This is a genomic window from Legionella shakespearei DSM 23087 (genome assembly GCF_000373765.1).
GTDB classification, from domain to species: domain Bacteria; phylum Pseudomonadota; class Gammaproteobacteria; order Legionellales; family Legionellaceae; genus Legionella; species Legionella shakespearei.
Map to the genome: position 1 here is coordinate 1 of NZ_KB892409.1, position 21759 is coordinate 21759.

Here is a 21759-nt window from a genome sequence, read left to right on the forward strand (position 1 = left end):
AATACGGGATGAGTTCATTGCCACTTCGATCCCGTATTACGGCTGGCGCCTAATACGGGCTACACTCTCTGAATTTTGGGGTTGGGTTGTGCATGATCCCGGCTGCAAGCAGACCGGGCTACACACCCTGCCAGGATTCACAGTCTGTAGCCCGTATTAGGCGTAGCCGTAATACGGGATGAGTTCATTGCCACTTCGATCCCGTATTACGGCTGGCGCCTAATACGGGCTACACTCGCTGAATTTTGGGGTTGGGTTGTGCATGATCCCGGCTGCAAGCAGACCGGGCTACACACCCTGCCAGGATTCACAGTCTGTAGCCCGTATTAGGTGTCAGCCGTAAATCGCATGACAAACAGCCAATACCCCTTCCTTTATTTCTTTTACATCTACCGATTTCGGACGCAGTACTTTCTGGTGCAATAAATAATGGTATTTTTCATAAGCTTTTTTCAAGGTGATAAATTGTTCTTTGGTTAAAACTCCAGCCAGATTTAGCTGCTGTAATTGGCTTAAAGTATGTGTATACCGGGCAAAAGAAACCTCTCGCTGGTTCAAGACCAAAAACTGCAACAAAAACTCCAAATCGAGTAATCCCCCCGGCTCATGCTTTATTGAATCAGCCTCCTGGTACTGATTTATTTTTGCACGCATGCTCAACACATCATGCTGCAAGGCAGATTTATCTCTAGGCAATAGCATTATGGATTTTTTCATTTGCTGAAAATCATGCTTTATCCTTGCGTTTCCAACTAAAATCCGTGCCCTCAATAAAGCCTGATGCTCCCAGGTCCAGGCTTGATTTTGCTGGTAATCGACAAAAGCATCGACATGGCTTACCAATAATCCAGCCGCTCCAGAGGGACGCAGACGAGTATCTACACTGTATAAAATTCCGGCCTGGGTGCGTGTCGTCAGCATATGCAGTATTTTTTGTGTTAAACGAGTGACCAATGCTTCTTCCGAAGGTTTTGCCGTGTGTAAAAAAACCAAATCCAAATCAGATGAATAATTCATCTCGCGACTGCCTAATTTTCCATAGGCTACTATGGCGAAGGAAGATTTGATCTTGGCAATTTCCGGATGACGCACATACAACTGCTGACAGGCAATAGTGAATACCTGACTGACAATAACCTCAGCCACATCTGCTAAAAACTGACCTATACGTACTGAACTGCAATAACCATAAAGCTCTGCTCGGGCGGCCATTAGCCAATGAGTCAGTTTGAACTGGCGGAGAATTTCAGCCTGTTGTTCCACATCATCACTATGAGACAATTTTTCATTGATAAGTTTTTCCAGTTGAGGACGTGTGCAGGGGCGCCAGCCCACTGCCATTAAGTTAAGGAATTCCCTGGATCCCGCGGACAAGCCGCGGGACGGCGGAGTAGCGCTTAACTTAATGGCAGTGGGACGCCAGCCTTGTTCCTGATCCAGCAAAACTTCCAACAAAAAAGGCTGACTCACTAACAAAGACGTAATAAAAGGACTGTTAGCAAACCAAAACAATAATTCCCGAGCGGCCTGCGGATTCTCTGTTAATAAAGCAAGATAGGCGCTACGGCCAACAATATTTTCAAGAAGATGGATGACCTGCAGTAACATTTCATCCGTTTGCTTACAATGGGTTAATTCGGTAAGTAACATCACCATAAAACGATCGAGACGCATACGCGCCCCTTGAGGTAAGCGCCTGCAACGTGGCCCATGCCTGAAGGCGTGAATCATTTGATAACAATGATCTGCATTTTCAAATCCCAGGCTCGCCAATAAATTAACAGCCATGCCTGGTTCTACATGGCCTTGCCACAGAATGGATAGCTGATTAGCCAAAAGCCTTTTTTCATCTTCATAATCATCTACCTTGGCCAATACCGAATGAAAGGAATGGCTGATAATACGCTGGTATTGTTGCAGTCGATGAATCAACTGCTCCCATTCTGAATACCCCATGGACAAGGTGATTTGCATTTGTTTCACCGGATCTTCAGGTAATGAATGGGTTTGCTGATCATTGAGACTCTGTAAAGCGTTTTCCAAACGGCGTAAATAATAATAAGCCTGCTTTAAAGCATCACTGCGGGGCAGCAGTTTTTCCTGTTTCAAAACAGTCAGAGCAGCCATTGCATTTTGTTGCTGGAGCTGAGGCAACCTGCCGCCGCGGATGAGCTGAAAATTCTGAATGATGAACTCGACTTCCCTGATTCCCCCCTGACCGCGTTTAATATCATCCAGACGCGGATTCAACAGCACTTCACGTTCGATCATGGCTTTCATACTGCGTAATGATTCTATGACGCTAAAATCAACATACCTGCGGTACACAAAGGGGAGAATCAAACGTTGAAACCAGGGAAAGGCCTGCTCTAAAGATTCAGAAACCACACGAGCTTTAACCATAGCATAACGTTCCCAATCCCGCCCTTGCTCCTGATAATACGTTTCCATGGCAGCAAGGCTTGAAACCAGAGGACCACTATCACCATTGGGACGTAGCCTTAAATCAACACGATGGGCAAAGCCATGTTCTGTTATATTCTGTACGATTTGCACAAAGAGCTGTACTACCTTGCTAAAATACTGCTGATTCGCTATTTCTTCCTTACCATCGGTAGTCCCCGCCGTACCGAAAGCAAAGATTAAATCGATATCCGAGGAATAATTAAGCTCTCGTCCCCCCAGTTTTCCCATGGCCAGAGTAAACAGGCTAACTTCATTTCCCTCTTCATCCCTTGGAGTGCCGTACCGTTCGGATACCACACGCAAGCAGTAATGAGCAGTATGCAGGATAATCGCGTCAGCGCAATCAGACCATGAGCGCATCACCTCTTCCGTGTTGGCCAAATTGGCTGCTTCCAAAAGCAATAATCGTAAAAAATGATGGTGGCGAAACTGGCGTAAATCGCGCATAAACAGGTTCTGGGGGGCATCCTGATTTAAGGCTCGAATTGCCTCAAAATATTCTTCCCTGCTTAATAAGCGTGTACATTGATCCTGGTTTAACAAAGCATTTAATAACTCAATGTGTTTGCATGCGTAGTCACTGACCAATAACAGTTTTTCTACACTAGCCTTTAATGGGTGCTCCAGGGCAGACAAATGCTTTTCAATAAACCATAGTTTTGAAGAGAGTAACTCGGGTATTACAGTTTTTGCTGTCATGGTTTATTCGGCTTGATTTAATAATAACTAAAGACTACTTATGCTTAAATAAAATTACAACTGAAAATCGACACAAGCCGTAGCCCGTATTAGCGAAGCGTAATACGGGTTCGCAATCAATCTGATCCCGTATTACGCTTCGCTAATACGGGCTACGAATCTGCCATTTTAGTTAAGCGATACTCCGAGCCTGGATCCCGCGGACAAGCCGCGGGACGGCGGAACTTAATGGCAGTGGTCCTTAGCCCGGATTAACGGGGCGTAATACAAATCACACAAAATTCCTTCAAGGCAATGACGAACGGCCACAATATCACTATACTCTATTCATACACTCATTAATAATTTAGTGAAGGCTAAAATGAATTTTATTTGCAGAATGTTAATCGTGCTCTTTATTTTTTTATCTCCTTTAAGAGCTGCGGGTCCCCCGTTAAATGTGGGTATTGAAAGCTTTTCCCCACCTTTCGTAATGCAGGGAGCAAATAAGGAAATTTACGGTTTTGATATCGATATGATGAATTATGTCTGTGAAACCATCAATCGCACCTGCCAATATCGCGTCATGAAATTTGAGGAGCTGCTTACAGCCGTTGCAAACAAACAAATAGATGTAGCAACAAGCTCTATCACTATCACCTCAGAGCGTTCACAAATAGTAGATTTTTCCATTCCTTATCTCTTGAGTTATTCTCGCTTTCTGGCTAATCACAATGCAGAGTCTCATCAAAAATTCAGTCTCGATTTACTGAAAGGAAAGCGTATCGGTATTGAAAGAGGGACTATTTTCGTTGATCAAATCAGGGATATGGGAATTAAAGATCCTGTTATTTCTTATTATCCTCGGGACGAAGAGTTGCTGGAAGCGTTAAGGGATGGAAAGATTGATTATGTTCTGCTTGATAATCCCACTGCGCTTTATTGGGAAGCGAATTCATCAGGAAGTTTTAGAGTAATTGGTCAACCCTATATGTATGGTTACGGTTTTGGTATAGCGGTTAACCCAGCAGAAAAGGCTTTATTACAGCAAATAAATCAGGCGCTGTTAAAATTTCAAAGCTCCAAAGAATTTACTAATGCGTACAACCGCTATCTGGAAGAGTTCTGAACATTGTAATAGATCAGAGGAGATCCCCCTGGTAGGGAGCTCCGCCGTCCCGCGGACAAGCCGTGGGACGGCGGAGTAGCGCTTAACTTAATGGCAGTGCTGACAGGCTAAACCCTTACGAAAATTTTAATGGAGGGTTTGTCCCTGTACAATACAACGGCTGATTACACGTCTTGTGACATAATCACCCTGGCTTGCGCCATACAATGAAGAAAAATGCTTGGCCAATATAACTACCCAACCGGATAAGCGATAATTCATTCTCTTTTCTGCCTGATCCACCACTATTTCAAATAAGCCTAATGAATCACTTTCGCGATCATTAGCGTATTCTTCCATAATTACTCGAGCAGTTTTCAGATCTTCATCTCTGGTTGGCCAATTTTGACTCATAAAGCACTCCCTAAAAAAACATGAGTTCGGTCAGTATATTTTCCACAACATGGGGGTAATTTATCAAATTACAAGAGTAGAAAACAGCCTGTATTATGCCATAAAATGAGCAAATACTCAATAGTAAGATCAAATTTAGACCATTTCACTACTCTTTCATCTGATTCCAATGGAATGTTTTTCATAGACAGCATATGATATATCAACTCTACTCTACATATGATTAACATCATGATTTATCAGATATTACCTTCGCTGCTTTCAGCTGACATGACCCGACTTGGTGACGAAGTGGATGCAGTGATGAAAGCAGGTGCCGATTACATTCATTTTGATGTTATGGATAATCATTATGTACCTAACCTGACCTTTGGCCCTGCATTTTGTGAGGCACTAATCAAGCGCTTTCCACATCTGCCAATAGATGTTCATTTGATGACAACTCCTGTAGATGCCCTTATAGAATCCTTCGCCAGGGCAGGAGCCAAACGGATAAGCATTCATCCTGATGCAACCGTTCATTTAGACAGAAGCCTGCAATTAATCAAAAATCTGGGCCGTGAGGCTGGACTGGTTTTAAACCCGGCAACACCGCTTGATTGTATGACCTGGTGCGCTCATAACTTAAGTTTTGTTTTAGTCATGACAGTCAATCCCGGATTTGGCGGCCAAAAGCTCATCCCTGAAGTCATCAACAAAATTACCCAGATACGCCAACTCTATCCGCAACTGGATATCTGCGTTGATGGTGGGGTTACCGCAACAAATATTGCTGAATTGGCACGTGCAGGAGCTAACCAGTTTGTAGCAGGATCTGCTATATTCAATAGCACAGATTACGGCGAGACTATTGCTAAAATGCGCGAACAATTGGCCAGCATTCCCGGTTGCAAGCAACCGGGCTACACATCATAAATGGACTCGTAGCCCGGTTGCTTGCAACCGGGAATGCTGACGATGGTATGAACGCCAAACAAACAAGATCGATTGAGTATGCTGGCCTCCTGCTTCAGACGGGCCCTGGAGAAATGATGAAAAAACTATTAGTGCTGTGTGGGCTTTGCTGGTCTCTGACGGCTTTTGCCTTATCGGGGCAAGCGTATATGGACAGGTTTAATACCTTTACCTTATGGTATCAGAATCTTCCCATCAATCCTCCACCCGAATTTTTTGAGTTTGTTAAAGGAAACACTTATCTTTCCAATAAACTACGGGATAAATGGTTGTATGAATTAGCCCGAATTAAAGATTGGACCAATTATAATACCTATTACCAACCAACTAATGACATTAATCTTGCCTGTTATGCGCAAATAGCCAAATTTAACCTTGGACTGGAAAAGGAAGCTGTAAAAGACGCAACACCTATTTGGTTAACCGGTGAATCCCGTCCCCAAGCCTGTAATACTTTATTTGATTTATTACTAAAAAGCGATGACTTCGACCAAAAACTGATTACTGAACGTATAGCCCTGGCTTTAGATAAAAGAAATGTACAGTTAGCCAGGTATTTATTAAAGCAATATAAAGACAAAGAAGCACATCTGCAGGAGATAGAAAACATAAACCTGGTTTACCAGAACCCCACCAGCCTGAGTGCCCTTCCCCCCAGTGAAATCAATGGCTATCTGGCACTGTATGGTTTGAAACGTCTGGTTTCCATCAATATGGATAAGGCGTTGCTGGTCTGGAATCAGGTAAAAAATAAAAACCTGTTAAATGAATCACAAAAACAAGCCTTTCTCGCTCATGTCACTTTATATAAAGCCATGAGGAATCATGACGATGCCCAGACATGGTTTAATCAAATAGAACCGCAATATTATAATGACATTCTTGTTGATTGGCAGATCCGTTTTGCCCTTAAAAATCAAAATTGGGAGCAGGTTTCAAAATTAATCAATCACTCCCAAAATAAAGACAGCCCATGCTGGCAGTATTGGTTGGCCCGTTCGTTGGAAGAGCAAGGAAAAAAAGCAGAGGCGGAGGCTATTTATGAGCCCTTGGCAAAAAGCAGGCAGTATTATGGTTTTCTTGCCAGTATTCGTTTAAAGAAAAAGCCTAGCTTTGAAAATGAAAAACCGACCACCAGTTTCAGTGCATTAAAGCCCTACCAACCGATTATCGAGCAAATACGGACTCTGTATCATGCCAAAGAAAGCACCCAGGCATCACGGCTGCTTAATGATTTTATCAGTGAGTTGCCTAAAGACGAGGCCAGTGCTCTGATTTACTGGGTAGATAGCGAACTGCAATGGCACGGCAAATCTGTTTATTTAAGCAATAATGAAACGCTGAACAATCAATTGACCTTACGTTTTCCTTTGGCTTATAAAGACACAGTGAAAACCTATGCCAAGCAATATGCTGTAGAACCTGAATTTGTCTATGCCATTATCCGTCAGGAAAGTGGATTCCGTGAAGATGTTATCTCTTCAGCCGGAGCATTAGGTTTAATGCAAATCATGCCGATGACGGCCAGTGTCGTTTCTAAAATGAGCCGCATCCCATACTCTAATCAGAGAGAACTATTCCTGTCGCAAAAAAATATTAATATAGGTACCGCTTATTTACAGCAACTGACCAAACGCTTCAGCAATCACCCGGTTTTGGTGGCAGCTGCGTATAATGCAGGACCAAGACAAGTGGTTTACTGGTTAAAGAATCATCCGCCAAAAGAAATTGATGTCTGGATAGAAACCCTGCCCTGGCAAGAAACAAGAAATTACCTGAAAAACGTGATGGCTTTTTATGTGGTTTATCAATATCGGTTGGATCAGAGACCTGATTTAAATCACTTCCTGGCCCCCTTGTAGCCCGGTTGCTCGCAACCGGGGTAAATGTAATACGGAGATGGGTTCATTGCCACTTCGATCCCGGCTGCAAGCAGACCGGACTACTACGTCCTACGTCGTCCTGCACCCCATGTCTGCTAATCATCCTTGACAGTCACATAGATAAGCATTGCTAAAAGCATGATTGAAATATGAAAGGCAGACGCTAATGCGCTGTTAAGTACTGCCGACATCCACATACCAAACCACTCACCACCGACCGATCGGAACAGCACTTGCCAGGTTATGATGCCCAGAGTCAGACCGACAACAGACCATTTTTTTGCATGATTAAAGATTGGAGGAGCCGCACTCCTGACTCTGAAGAGTTGCCAGGCGCCGAACAGGCAAAAAAGCGCGGTAAGCATCTCAAAACTGATGATGGTGAGATAAGCGGCATGATGCAAAATCGGATTACTAATTGCCCTGTACGTAATGGTCGCCTCAGGAAAAACCTCTTTCATTGATAAGGCGCGCTCTACCAAATCATGATTGCTGTAGTAATCGGTAATGTTACCAAAGACAACCAACAGACAGTGAAAAGCTATAGCAGCAACCAATATAATTTTTGACCATCGAATGACCATTACCTTATCCTTTCTTGCCCACTTCCTGAGTATTTCTGGCGAAACGTAACAGAATATGATTAGAGCGCATGGCTGCTTCATGCAAAGCCTCATCCGCACCAATCAAACCGGCAAACATCGCTTCCAACACTTCATCATTAATGCCGCGTATTTGATTTTGCGGACCCAAATGTTTCAATGGTTTGCTATTAAGATTATCTTCCAAATCAGAACGAGCCAGCAGTAAAGCTGGATGGCGGCTGGACTGGACAATAAATTCATAACGCCCTTTTAAACCAATAGGTAAATAGCCTGTAGACTCATGCCAGCGCTTTTGTACTTCGGGACGGGCAATAAATGCAAAGAAACGGGCTATGCCTTTATAGTGCTCGTTACTTTGACCCGCAACAGCCCATAACGCTGCCCCACCAGCAACATTAGCATGCCGCTCCTTACTTACCTCTGTATCTAAAGGCATGGTAGCTACCCCTAAACGAAAGGGAACCAGAGCGGATAAACTGTTGTAAGCCCCTGAAGATTGGCTGAATAAAGGACAGACACTGCTGGTAAATAAAATGGTGGCATCATCTACCCTGCCCCCATAGCGAAAATAATGTAATTCCTGCCAGCGTTTCAGGCGTTGGAAATGATGAGCCAGTTGTGGGGTATCAAAAGCAGCACGCACCGGGTTTGCTTCAGTAATGGTTAAACCATGAATCGCCAGAAAAGATTCAAACAGGACCCATCCAGGGTAAGCCGTAGTATAAGTGCACTTATAACCAGCCTTCTTAACCTGTTCAGCCAAGATCTCCATTTCCCCCCAGGTGCGTGGGAAATTGCTGCTGGTGTAGCCAATTTTGGCCAGAATATCGGCGTTGTAATACAAAACAGGGGCTGAAAGATTAAAGGGCATAGCCATTAATTGCCCGTCCCTGCTGTAAAACTCCCGCACTGACTGAATGAAATCTTCCTGCGGCAAAGTCAAACCCTGTTCACTGAGTAATTCATCAACCGGCTTGATTACCCCCTTGGGTGATATCATGATTGCCGTGCCCACCTCGAAAATCTGCACGATTGCCGGTGGTTGATGCGCTCTGAATGCCGCAGCAAAACTGGTCAGGGTTTCTATATAATCCCCTTTATAGACAGGTTTCACCCGGTATTCATTTTGGCTCTTATTAAAGTCTTCAGCCAGTAATCTGACTTCATCACCCAAATGCCCCGCCATACCGTGCCAAAAAACCAACTCAACCGGTTGGGCATGGGCCAGACAGGAACTTAAAATTGCGAACAGGAAAGGAATCAGTTTTTTCATAGTAATAGATCTGGATAATCACTAAAGACGGCATCAACACCCCAACTCAATAATTTATTGGCCAGGCGTTTGCGGTTTACTGTATAAGAGCAAACGAAGTAACCTTGAGCTTTAACTTCTTTTACTCGTTCTGCGGTTAAAATTTTGCGATTAAAATGCACTGAATAACACTCCAGTTGCTTCGCTTTTTGCAGCCAGTTATTATCCCATTCATGCAATAACAAACCCAAAGGCATTTCTGGCGCAATGCTGCGGCACAAGAGCAAGGCTTCCAGCTCAAAACTGGAGACTAATGGTAATTCCTTTCCTTGCGGCCAATAGCGGTGTATGTGGCTTAACACTGCCACGGTGGTTTGTTCTACTGTACCAGGATAAGGCTTGATTTCAATATTAGCCTGCATATCGGAAAATGATAACCATTTTAACGCTTCTTTAAAATGAGGAATTTTTTCTCCTTTGAACTGCCTGGAAAACCAGGAGCCTGCATCGAGACTTTGTAAATAAGCAGCATCAACCTGCCCTACCTCCCCTTTGCCATTGGTAGTTCTTTTTAAACTGTCATCATGAATAATAAACGGTTCACCATCTGCAGTACACATGACATCAAATTCTATGACACGGCAGCCCAGAGAAAAAGCTTTATCAAAAGCGGCGAGCGTATTTTCAGGGGCATAAGCAGATGCGCCCCTGTGTCCAATAACTTTATCTACAACGAACAAATTAATTCCCCTCTTGACGATTAGATGCCGCTTCAACCATTGCTGTCATCACTAACTCATTACTGACGGTTAATGGAGCAGGCGCTGCGGCCATAACCATAGCATTCATTTGTTTTGCTTCATAAGCCCTTGGTTGAACTACATTATCACCCTCAACAAAAACCAGGTTGCTCACACTGTAATGTTGTGAAGGATAAGCCTTGTTCATACGAGCCAGTTCATCATTCACCTGTTGATATAATTTTTCTCGCACCTTGGCTTTAACCAGTTGCGTTTCTTCAAGGCTGGGCTTAAATTCCACACCGCTTATTTCATAATTCGCACCTGGCATGCTCACTGATTTGGCGTTTTGATAAATATCAGTCAAAGCCCCCTGATCAACTCGTGCCTGAGCCTGCACATAAAGCTTTTCAAGGCCAGAACTGTCCTGAGAGCGATCGAACTGCAGCAAATGCCAGTCCCCTTTCGCTACTTTATTCAGGCTATTCATAATGTCAGCACGCGCTCTGACCAAATCCGCATTATTTAAAGTCACATTGATGGTTACATTAAGTAACGCAGTTTGCGTGGTAACCCACTCTTTGGCTGAAACCTGAAATACAACTTTATCAAGAACCAGTTGAGGCACAACATCCCCAGCTAAAGCGAAAGGACTTAAAACCATTAAAGCCAACATTCCAGCAACTTGTTTCATGATACGCTCCATTTAAGAATTTATATTCAAATAAGTGTATACCAGCAACTCCATTTCATTCCAGAGATATTTAAAGTACAAAAAATACACTATAATAATTGGTAAGGACACTAATTGATCAAAAAGATAATATAATGAAAAAGGGAACCCGCAATACTGCAAAAATTAAAGAATTGAAAACCATCCTTGGTTCCGCTCTCACTATTGAAAAAATTAATATCACTGATCCTGACATCATGGCCTTTCTGAAAAAATCCAGAAAATTCGATCACATGCTGATGATCAAAATGGATCTTGAATTTGTCCGCGTTATTGAAGACTTGATTGAGATCTTAATCAAAAAGAATGTCCTGCTGATTACTGATTTTAATCAAACAGTTATCAACAAACTGTCTCAAAGACAATCATTACGAGAGTCTCTGGATGGTTTGTACCATAGTATTGACTTAAAAAATAGTTAGCAATTTATTGGAAATATCCAAATTGATTGACATATAATAATACATATAGGAATTTTATTGATCAAAAAAGATCCGCTTTTGAGCTGTATATGATTAATTATGTAAGCATAAAAAATGTGCTTCAGGCATCATAATCATAGATAATAAGAAGTTGCTATAACCATAATTATTTCGATAGCTTGTATGGTATAGGGATGTATTATGAAAAACTTAAACGTGAGTTATAACTTTCACGGAAATGGATTACTTCAACTTTCCGCCCTGCAACCACCACTTCTCCTTGCGAATAAATTTCTTAAGATCAAAGAATCAGCCGCTGTATATTCAGAAGAAGTGCCACTTTTATCTGCTGACAGCATATTGAACTTGCAGCTCAGGGACCTGAACATTCCTCTGTTGAATACTTTGCTGACTGTTCACTATGATAAAACGGCTCCCCTGGATGATGAAGGCACCTTTATCGTAACGGTTGATCCCACTTATGGGTTTGGTCAGGTAACAAGCGGGTTTATGACTGGCTATACGCCTCACATACAGTCAGCTTACTCTCAACAGGTATGGCTTTATGAGAAAAATAGTGATTTGCCAACTAATTTTATTCAGCCAATCAATTTGCCCGATATTAATAATTCGTCATTTCCCAATAATCAAATCACTGCTGAAGACAACGCAAGATCTATCAACGATATTACCATCAACGCAACCACAGGCAGTAGCGTAACGACTACAATAACCGTGCAACACGGAACGTTGACTGTATCGACAAACAGCGGTGCAAACATTAGCGGTAATGGAACAGAGACTGTGGTATTAACGGGGACTCGGGAGCAAATCAACGTAACTCTGGCTGATTTAATTTATACCCCTGTTGCAGATTACAATGGTCCAGACAGACTGGATGTAATAACCGAAGATGGGGCTCAAACCAACACTCAGACAGTAAACATCAGTATTACTCCCGTTCAGGATATTGCAAATGATACAGTCAATGTCGATGAAGACAATTCCACCATCATAGACGTCAATGACAATGACAGCTTCGAAAATCCGAATCACCACATCACAGCCATTAACGATACAGCCATTGCCATTGGAAATCCTGTCACCGTTGCCCATGGCACCGTAACTTTAAATGCAGATGGCACGTTAAGTTTTACCCCAACAGCAAATTACAACGGCAGCACCAGCTTTACTTATACTGTCTCATCCGGCGGCACGACAGAAACAGCAACCGTCAATGTCACCGTGAATCCTGTTAATGACGCACCAGTTAATACGGTGCCAGGAGATCAAACGACTTCAGAAGATACTCCTCTCATCATTACTGGTATTAGTGTTGCAGATGTTGATGAAGACATTTTAACAACCATCATAAGCGTAGCTAATGGTACTCTGAACGCAACACCCGGTGGCGGCGCGACCATAGATAATAATGGAACGAATACCGTCACCCTGACGGGTACTGCAGCACAAATTAACGATGCTTTGGCTGGTTTAATTTACACTAATACAGCTGATTATAACGGTCCTGATGTGCTCACCATGGTGACCAATGACGGTACAATAACAGATACGGACATCATTAACATTGAGGTAGCACCTGTAATTGATATCGCAGATGACACCGCCATTAGCAATGAAGATACGCCTGTTAATATAGACGTAAATGCCAATGACACTTTTGAGAACCCAGGTCACACCATCACTGCAATCAACGCTACAGCCATTGCTGTCGGTGAAACCGTAGCGGTCGCTAACGGTACCGTAACCCTTAATGCAAACGGCACGTTAAACTTTACCCCAACGGCCAATTACAACGGTAATACCACGTTCACCTATACCGTCACTTCTGGCGGCACTACAGAAACAGCGACTGTCAATGTCACCATTAATCCTGTTAATGACACGCCAACCAATACCTTACCTGGTAACCAAACTACTCTGGAAGACACTCCACTTAATATTGGTATCATCAGTGTTGCAGATGTTGACGGAGACATTTTAACTACTACTCTCAGTGTTACGAATGGAATTCTGAATGTCGCAACAGGTGGTGGCGCAACTATAGGCAACAATGGAACGAATACTGTCACCATGACAGGTACTGCTGCACAGATTAACAATGCACTGGCTGGATTAATCTATACCAATACTGCCGACTACCATGGTGCTGATGTCCTCACTATAGTCACCAGTGACGGAACATTAAATGATACGGATACCATTAATATTACTGTAACTCCCGTAGTTGATATTGCAGACGATACGACTAATACAAATGAAGATACTCCTATTACCATAAACGTTAATGCTAACGACAGTTTTGAAAATCCAGGGCACGCTATCACTGCAATTAACGGCACAGCGATTGCCAATGGTGAAACCGTTACTGTCGCTAATGGTGAGGTCACCTTAAATGCAGATGGCACTTTAAACTTTACCCCTACAGTCAATTACAATGGTAATACCAGCTTTACTTATACCGTCACCTCAGGTGGCACTACAGAAACTGCTACCGTCAATGTTACTGTAAACTCAATCAATGATACCCCCACCAATACTGTGCCCGGTGCTCAAACTACCCCTGAGGACACTCAGCTTATCATTAATGGTATCAGTGTTGCAGACGTAGACAGTACCTCTTTGACAACCACTATCAGTGTATTACATGGTGTACTGACAATTGCCTCAATCAGCGGTGGGGCTGTGATCAGCAATAATGGCACCAACACGGTGACTTTAAGTGGCACAGCAGCTCAAATTAATGATGCTTTGGCAGGATTAGCTTATGACAACATTGCTGATTACAATGGTCCAGACACACTCAGTATAGTAACCAGTGATGGTTCATTGATCGACAATGACTCGATTAATATTAGCGTAATCCCAGTGGTTGATATCACCAATGACACAGCCACTACGGATGAGGAAGTACCTGTCATCATTGACGTTAATGCTAACGACAGTTTTGAAAATCCAGGACACGCTATCACTGCAATTAACGGTACAATGATTGCCAATGGTGAAACCGTTACTGTCGCCAATGGTCAAGTCACTTTAAACGCAGATGGCACTTTAAACTTTGCCCCAACGGCTAATTACAATGGCAATACCAGCTTTACTTATACTGTCACCTCAGGCGGAACCACTGAAACAGCCACTGTCAACGTTACTGTAAATCCGATCAATGATACCCCTGCTAATACTGTACCTGGCGCTCAAACTACCCTTGAAGACACCCAACTCATTATTAATGGCATCAGTGTTGCGGATGTGGACGGAGATATTTTAACCACTATCATCAGTGTGACCCATGGTACTCTGAATGTGACCTTAGGCACCGGAGCTACCATAGGCACTAATGGAACTGATACAGTGACTTTAACGGGTACTGCGGCACAAATTAATGCCGCTCTGGTGGGATTAATTTATACTAATACTGCCGATTATAATGGTCCTGACGTACTCTCTGTAGTCACTGATGACGGTACAATTACTGATACAGACACCATTAATATTACCGTAACCCCCGTTGTCGATATTGCTAACGATGTAGCCAGCACTACCGAAAACACTCCTGTGACTATTAATGTGAATGCCAATGACAGTTTTGAAAATCCTGGCCACACCATTACCGCAATCGATGGCACAAGCATTGCTGTGGGTGATACTGTGGTAGTGGAAAATGGCACTGTCACCTTAAATGCTGACGGCACCCTGAATTTTGCACCAAACCCTGGCTATTTTGACACTATAAGCTTTACCTATACAGTCACGTCAGGTGGAGTCACAGAAACTGCTACCGTCAACGTTACCGTTTCAGAGTTGTTTCCACCCGTCAATACCATACCTGGCCCACAAACCACATTGGAAGACGTTCCTGTCCCGATAACTGGAGTAAGTGTCAACGGTGCGAATGGTCCTGATTTAACCACCACATTAACCGTATTAAACGGCAGTCTGAATGTAACGACCGTTCCCGGTCTCACTATAAATGGCAATGGTAGCAATACTATTACTTTATCAGGCCCAGTGGCACTGATTAATAATGCTTTGGCGGGACTGACGTACTCAAGCACTGCAGATTACAATGGTACAGACATGCTGACCATTTTTACTGATGACGGCATACTAAGCGATACTGATTCAATTAACATCACCATCACTCCAGTAGTCGATATTGCTAACGACACTATAAGCACCAATGAAGACACGTCGGTCCTCATTCATGTGAATGATAATGATTCTTTTGAAAATCCTGGCCACACCATCTCGGCTATTAATGGTACAGCGATTATCGTTAATGGCAGCGTTATAGTGGCTAATGGTACGGTCTTTTTAAATGCTGACGGTTCATTAAACTTCATTCCCACAGCCAATTTTAATGGTGATACTCACTTTACTTACACTGTAACTTCTGGCGGGGTGACTGAAACTGCAACAGTAACGGTTACCGTGAATCCGATCAATGATGCTCCTGTGAATTCAGTGCCCGGTAACCAGACTATCCTTGAAGACACACAACTCGTTATCAGTGGCATCAGCGTTGCAGATGCGGATGGAGACACGTTAACAACAACCATCGGCGTCACTAACGGCGTCCTGAATATCACCTCAGGCGGTGGCGCAATCATTGGCAATAACGGTACCAGCTCGGTCACTTTGTCCGGTACAGCAGCACAGATTAATGCTGCTCTGGTAGGATTAATTTACATCAACACCGCTGATTATAATGGTTCTGATGTTCTGACCATCATTACAAGTGACGGTACGTTAATCGATACCGACACCATCAATATCACTGTAACACCAGTAGTCGACATTGCCAATGACTCTGCCAGTACTAATGAAGATACCCCGGTTACCATTGACGTCAATGCCAATGACAGTTTTGAAAATCCAGGCCACACCATTACCGCAATTAATGGCACCGGCGTTATTGTGGGTAATCCTGTGGTAGTGGCAAATGGCACTGTCACCTTAAATGCAAACGGTACCTTAAACTTTGTTCCAACAACCAATTACAATGGCAGCACCAGCTTTACCTATACCGTCACGTCAGGCGGAACGACTGAAACGGCAACCGTCAATGTCACCGTTAATCCTATTAACGATACACCAGTCAACACCATACCCGGCAATCAAAATACTCTGGAAGACACACCACTAGCTATCAGCGGTTTCAGCGTCGGTGACGTAGATGGAGACACTTTAACCACCACACTCAGTGTCATGCACGGTACTTTGACTGTGAGCACAGGTGGTGGTGCCCTTATCAGCAACAACGGTAGCGCTACAGTTACGATAACCGGCAACGCGGCGCAGATCAACGCAGCTCTTGCTGGATTAACCTACACCAGCATCGCCGACTACAATGGCGCTGATGCATTGAGTATAGTAACCAGCGATGGTCAGGTAACGGACAATGATACAGTCACCATTACCGTAACCCCTGTTGTGGATATTGCCAATGATTCGGCTATGACCAATCAAAACACCCAGGTGAATATTAACGTAAATGCCAATGACAGTTTTGAAAATCCCGGACATCACATCACCGCCATTAATGGCACAGCAATTACTGTTGGCGGCAGTGTTGTGGTAGCCAATGGCTCAGTCATATTGAATGCAAATGGTACCTTGAGCTTTACTCCCGCAGCAAATTATACCGGTAACACCAGTTTCACTTACACGGTCACGTCCGGTGGCGTCACAGAAACAGCTACAGTGAATGTCAATGTATTACCCTTCTTTGAAGGCTCTGGTCAATCCGTCCTGCTCTCTACAGTCGGCACCTCTGTCGTACCCAATTTTGAAGGTGCTTATGGCTTGAGTACGCTCAATCCCATTCAGGGTGATTTGCCTGGATTAATCAGTGCATTAATAGGTCCCGGAGGTATTTTGCAAGGTGGCACTACTGAGGATGCACTGGCCCTCATCTTGTCGCAACAAGGTGTCTTCCATAATACAGATATTGTACAGCTTACCGATGAAGGCAGCGCCAGTAATTACAATTATAAAATGGTCTTTAATGGCAGTGAACAAATGATCAGTTATCAAGACGTTCCTCCTTCTGCCTTGTTTGGTTTGCTGCCAGTCTCAACGCAGTTGGCACTGTTGGGATATAATCTGGGTGATTTTCATGATATGGGTGGTGGTAACCTGTTATTCAGTACCACTGGCGGTGGTGTTTTGCCTTCATATGATCCAGACACTGGAACCTTTACTGCCATTTCCTTTGATAATGAAGACGTTGTTCTCGCTACCAGGCAACCTGGTGGTTACTACACTTATACTCTCTTTTTTGATGGCAGTACTGAGGCCTACCTTGATGACAGTCTGCTGAATCTGTTTGGGGGTCAGGAATTCATCATCGATGGTCTGGCTTATGCTGGCGACCTGCAAAATGGCACCATGTATTTCTCATTATCCAATTTGATTGGCGTGGATTTGGGCGAACTTCTTGAACTGGATGTGATGGATGGGGTTCTGGGAGATGGCGGTGATGTATACAGTATTCAAAAGGTTAACGGTGACTGGGATATGAGTACGTTCAATGTCTTTTTCAGCGCAGCCGCTCTGGGATGGGACAATGAATTACTGGAAAATGCATTGATTGATTTGGCCAACCTGAATGTCGGTACAGCTCTGAGAGATGCAATTGATGCTTTGCTGGGCAATGGTCAGGTAACCCGCTATTTTGATATCGATGCTATAGATGTAGTCGGTAATACCATGTACTTTTCTGTTTCTTCTATCCTGAATGTTGAATTGATTGATTTGCTGGCTGGAATCATTACCAACCCCTTGGATCCTTTATATCCTTTAACCTTCAGAGGAGAAAATATCTACACTATTAGCCGCGCCAACGCCTCCAGTCCCTGGGATAAATCAACCTTGAACCTGTTCCTTGATGGCAGTAATTATGGCCTTGGTTCCAGTAGCGGACCTTTGGGTAATGTGTCTGATAATCTGATAGAAGATGTGAATGGTTTTTCATTGGATCGAAGTGATCTTCGCCAAAATACAATGATGTACAGCACTGCAGGCGGCGGTAACGAGTCTCAGTTAGGAGGCTCTTATAACGGACAGGCAGTAGTGCAACTCAATAATGGAACCTTTTATGATTCATTCAATCTTGCAGCGATAACCAATGGCAGCATCAGCAATAATAACATTACAGGTATTCATGTACTTGAAAACGGTAATGTCCTGTTTGTTCTTGGTGCTTTGGCCACGTTGCCAGGTAGCACAGTAGCTCATCCCAATGACATTATTTCATGGAACGGACAACAATTCAGTATAAGCTTTGATGGCTCAGCCAATGGCTTACCTGATGGTTCAGCAATTGAATCCATTTTTGTCTTCCCTTCAACCTCGATAAACAGCGGTAACATTCTGATGACTGTAGATTCTGATGCCAGCCTGCCAGGAACAGGAGTGGTAGACAATCAGGATATTATTATGTTTAATCCGCTAACCCATACCTATCAGATGGTACTCGATGGTTCCACTCTGGGTATTCAGGATATCGGCGCCCAATTAACCATAGAAACCAGCCTTAGTGCAGATATCAGTACTCAAATAAATGGTCATTTCGGCGATTTGACCGATGCGCTGGCTGACCGGGTTTCTGATACTATGGAAGTATTACATACCCAATTGCAAGCTATAGACACCGCTCTGCAACCCAGCGGGGTGATAGGTGGTTTGTTAGGCGGCTTATTAAGCCTGGTAGGAAACTTACTCACCACAGTAGATAATTTAGTAAATTCTCTTAATGTGGGTTTAGTCACCAATCTGGGGGCTACTGTCGATTCTATCAGTGCCAATTTAAGCTCTCTTTTGACCAGTATCAACAATAATGTCCTCACTTTATCCCTGCAAGGTGTCAATGTCACTTCAGCCAGAGATGCAGTCAATAGTACCATTGCTTATGTTAACAGCACCCTTGACGGGCTTGCTGATGTTGCAGATGGAGTGACAACAGGTATCAATCAACTCATTAACTCCTTAAATGCGCAATTAGCAGTGGGTACCACAATTGATTTATCGCTATATGATGTAAAAATTGATGCTTTACACATGCTGAATAATGGTAATTACCTTGTTTCCTTTGCTCAGGAACTTAATCCGGAATTGCATTTGAACTTAAATCTGAATACGGCATTTCTTGATAATCAGGCATTAGCTGCTCTCAATCTGAATCTTGAGACCAGTACTTCAGACCTCATTAACTCCCTTGGCACTCGCGTAGACACTATTCTCACTCCGGTATTAAATACCACTCTGGTTGCTGATTTGTTGAATGATGCCCTCTCACCTGATTTAGGATTAATAGGAAATAATATCTATCGCCTGGCTCAGGACAGTCAGGGACACTGGCAATTCAGCATGTATTTTGATGGTGCAGATCACGGTCTGGATAATGGCACCGCAGCCGATACCGTGCTGGATTATGTCAACTCGCTATATGGTGATTTAACCTTGGGAGAATTATTAAACAATGGCCTGTTACACCTCAGTTCAAACGAAGATATAGATGCTTTGTATGTGTTTGAACAAGGCAACAGCTCCCACATCGCAGGTTCTGCAGCGTCTGATTTATTAGTAGGTACCGAAAATGTAAATAATACCTTTTACGGCGGTATGGGTAATGATGTCATGACCGGCAATGGCGGTGTGAATACTTATGAGTTTGATGCGGATTCAGTGAATGGGCAACAGGTAGAACGAGACGTAATTACTGACTTTAATGTGAACAATGGTGACAAGTTGCTGTTTTCTAACGATATATTTAATGGGGGTGCCGCTCCTTTGGAAAATCAAGTTCATGCCAGCTTCATTAATGCAGGAGGTATTACAGGAACTTTATTATCCATCACCCAACCCGGGGACAGCACGGTTATCCATGAAATCTTGTTGATGAATTACGCACCAGCCGTCTTGCCACCTTTAACTGAAATTATTCAGGTTACATGATTCTTAGCTCGCATTAAGCAGACTCCAGCGTCCCAGCACTGCCTTCCGGCACTGGGATCAGAACGTGCCAAAATAAATTAAAAACATCAAAATTTACAATTTTGCAATTTAAGTTTACAATTCCGACGCTTTACGAACCAGACAATAAAGAGGCGAACCCGATGTTAATAAAACTGATGCTTGGGGTACTTGAATTTAAGCGCAAGGATTTTAAAGGCTTGCAGAATCTTTTTGAACAACTCAGCAATGGCCAGCATCCTGAAACACTTTTTATTACCTGCGCTGATTCACGGGTTGATCCGCTTCTTATTACTCATAGTTTGCCAGGTCAATTATTTGTTACGCGAAATATAGGCAACATAGTTCCGCCTTTTCCCTCATCATCCAGTGAATCTGCGGCCATTGAATATGCTTTGAGTACTTTTAATATAAAAGACATTATTATTTGCGGCCATTCCCAATGCGGTGCTATGAATGGTTTATTAACTCCAGATATAGAAAAACAATTACCAACGGTTGCATCCTGGTTAAGTCATTCCCAGCCTGTTTTAAAAAAAATGAATGAATTGCATCTGGACGAAGCAAATGGCTGGGCATCCAAATTAACCTGCGCCACTCAATTGAATATTGTCCAACAGGTCCAACATTTAAAAACCTATCCCGTCATTGTCAGCAAATTAGCTAAAAATGAAGTGTCTATCCATGGTTGGCTCTATGAATTTGAAACGGGCAAAATCACCGTTTATGATCAGCAAAAGGACAAGTTTGTTCCCTTGGAAGATGCCTTAACCGTAGCCTTGAACACCAGAAAAAATAAAATTGTCAGTCAGATAGCCATGGATTATCTGAATGGTCTCGGCCGTCCCAGAACCGCGGCGGAATGTCAGCAGTTCATGCAATTACTTGCCAATATGAAAGATAATATTCAGCCTATATGGGAAAAGATCAAAGAATTATCGCGCCAGAAATTATGGGCAGAATTGGGTGGTTTATATGAGAAGGAAACAGATGAAGATTTTATTACCTTGTTGAATTCCGGTTCAGAAACCCAATTGCCTGATTTGAGCCCATTTCAAAAAAATATTTCCGAATCAAAAGGATATAGAAAATATTGCAGCCGGTTAATTCACCAGTCACTTTTTTTCAAACCCAATATGACTACCCAGCCACTTCCCCATCCAGAACCTGTTTTTGTGGCAAGGGTGTGAGCTGTGGCCCGGTTGCGAAACTAATTTTTCTGAACATTTCCACGTCGTCCTGAGCGCGTCTTTTTGCGCGAAGGATTGTAAGTTTAAAATTTTATATAATGTCGGATAAGAGAGTAGCTCTTTACTTCAAGAGTAAAGAGCGCGGGCGTGAGCGACCGTCGAAGGATTGGTTTAGCAACCGCGGAGATCAAGGTACTCTGGCCCTGCTCTCGAAACGTTTGAATAGTTGATTGGACTCCTTAAAGTACGTCCGCTTACAATCCTAAACAATCAAATTCGAGGCATTATGAAATTATACACTAATTATATTGGTA

Annotated in this window: 12 protein-coding genes; 6 read left to right on the top strand and 6 right to left on the bottom strand. The window is 43.2% G+C overall.

The window, feature by feature from the left end:
* Positions 1–333 precede the first annotated feature (333 nt).
* The gene (gene glnE, locus B094_RS0110400) at positions 334–3165 is read right to left on the bottom strand and encodes a bifunctional [glutamate--ammonia ligase]-adenylyl-L-tyrosine phosphorylase/[glutamate--ammonia-ligase] adenylyltransferase (protein WP_018577746.1); all 2832 of its coding nucleotides are present in this window, start codon (positions 3163–3165) and stop codon (positions 334–336) included.
* Positions 3166–3526: 361 nt separating this feature from the next.
* Between glnE and B094_RS0110405 the strand changes: the two genes are divergently transcribed.
* On the top strand, positions 3527–4273 hold the full coding sequence (locus B094_RS0110405) for a transporter substrate-binding domain-containing protein (RefSeq protein WP_018577747.1): 747 nt from the start codon (positions 3527–3529) through the stop codon (positions 4271–4273).
* 126 nt (positions 4274–4399) lie between these two features.
* On the opposite strand, the gene B094_RS0110410 is transcribed toward B094_RS0110405, so the two are convergent.
* Positions 4400–4666: a hypothetical protein gene (locus B094_RS0110410; RefSeq protein ID WP_018577748.1), complete on the bottom strand. Its 267-nt coding sequence runs from the start codon at positions 4664–4666 to the stop codon at positions 4400–4402.
* A 231-nt stretch (positions 4667–4897) separates the two neighbouring features.
* Here B094_RS0110410 and rpe point away from each other — a divergent pair, with 231 nt between their 5' ends.
* Both rpe and B094_RS0110420 read left to right on the top strand, forming a co-directional pair.
* Positions 4898–5581: a ribulose-phosphate 3-epimerase gene (gene rpe, locus B094_RS0110415; protein ID WP_018577749.1), complete on the top strand. Its 684-nt coding sequence runs from the start codon at positions 4898–4900 to the stop codon at positions 5579–5581.
* A gap of 116 nt (positions 5582–5697) precedes the next feature.
* On the top strand, positions 5698–7482 hold the full coding sequence (locus tag B094_RS0110420; RefSeq protein ID WP_018577750.1) for a transglycosylase SLT domain-containing protein: 1785 nt from the start codon (positions 5698–5700) through the stop codon (positions 7480–7482).
* Positions 7483–7598: 116 nt separating this feature from the next.
* Here B094_RS0110420 and B094_RS0110425 read toward each other — a convergent pair whose 3' ends face one another.
* From B094_RS0110425 to B094_RS0110440, 4 genes are read right to left on the bottom strand one after another with little or no spacing between them, the layout of a single operon-like run.
* The gene (locus B094_RS0110425) at positions 7599–8087 is read right to left on the bottom strand and encodes a DUF2165 family protein (RefSeq protein ID WP_018577751.1); all 489 of its coding nucleotides are present in this window, start codon (positions 8085–8087) and stop codon (positions 7599–7601) included.
* 4 nt (positions 8088–8091) lie between these two features.
* Positions 8092–9381 carry an extracellular solute-binding protein gene (locus B094_RS0110430; RefSeq protein WP_018577752.1) on the bottom strand — a complete coding sequence of 430 codons (1290 nt, stop codon included), beginning with the start codon at positions 9379–9381 and terminating at the stop codon, positions 8092–8094.
* Positions 9378–10100, bottom strand: a complete 723-nt coding sequence (gene ugpQ, locus B094_RS0110435) for a glycerophosphodiester phosphodiesterase (RefSeq protein ID WP_018577753.1) — start codon at positions 10098–10100, stop codon at positions 9378–9380. The genes B094_RS0110430 and ugpQ overlap by 4 nt, the downstream gene beginning before the upstream one ends.
* 1 nt (position 10101) lies before the next feature.
* Positions 10102–10794, bottom strand: coding sequence for a hypothetical protein (locus tag B094_RS0110440; protein WP_018577754.1), 693 nt, complete (start codon positions 10792–10794; stop codon positions 10102–10104).
* A gap of 134 nt (positions 10795–10928) precedes the next feature.
* On the opposite strand from B094_RS0110440, the gene B094_RS16050 reads away from it, so the two are divergent.
* The 3 genes from B094_RS16050 to B094_RS0110455 all read left to right on the top strand — a co-directional run bounded on the left by B094_RS16050 (position 10929) and on the right by B094_RS0110455 (position 21445).
* Positions 10929–11255 (top strand): hypothetical protein, encoded by a 327-nt coding sequence (locus B094_RS16050; RefSeq protein WP_018577755.1) that lies wholly within the window; start codon positions 10929–10931, stop codon positions 11253–11255.
* A 201-nt stretch (positions 11256–11456) separates the two neighbouring features.
* Complete coding sequence (locus B094_RS0110450; RefSeq protein ID WP_018577756.1) at positions 11457–20237, top strand: beta strand repeat-containing protein; 8781 nt, start codon at positions 11457–11459, stop codon at positions 20235–20237.
* A gap of 161 nt (positions 20238–20398) precedes the next feature.
* Positions 20399–21445, top strand: coding sequence for a carbonic anhydrase (locus tag B094_RS0110455; RefSeq protein ID WP_018577757.1), 1047 nt, complete (start codon positions 20399–20401; stop codon positions 21443–21445).
* Positions 21446–21759 lie beyond the last annotated feature (314 nt).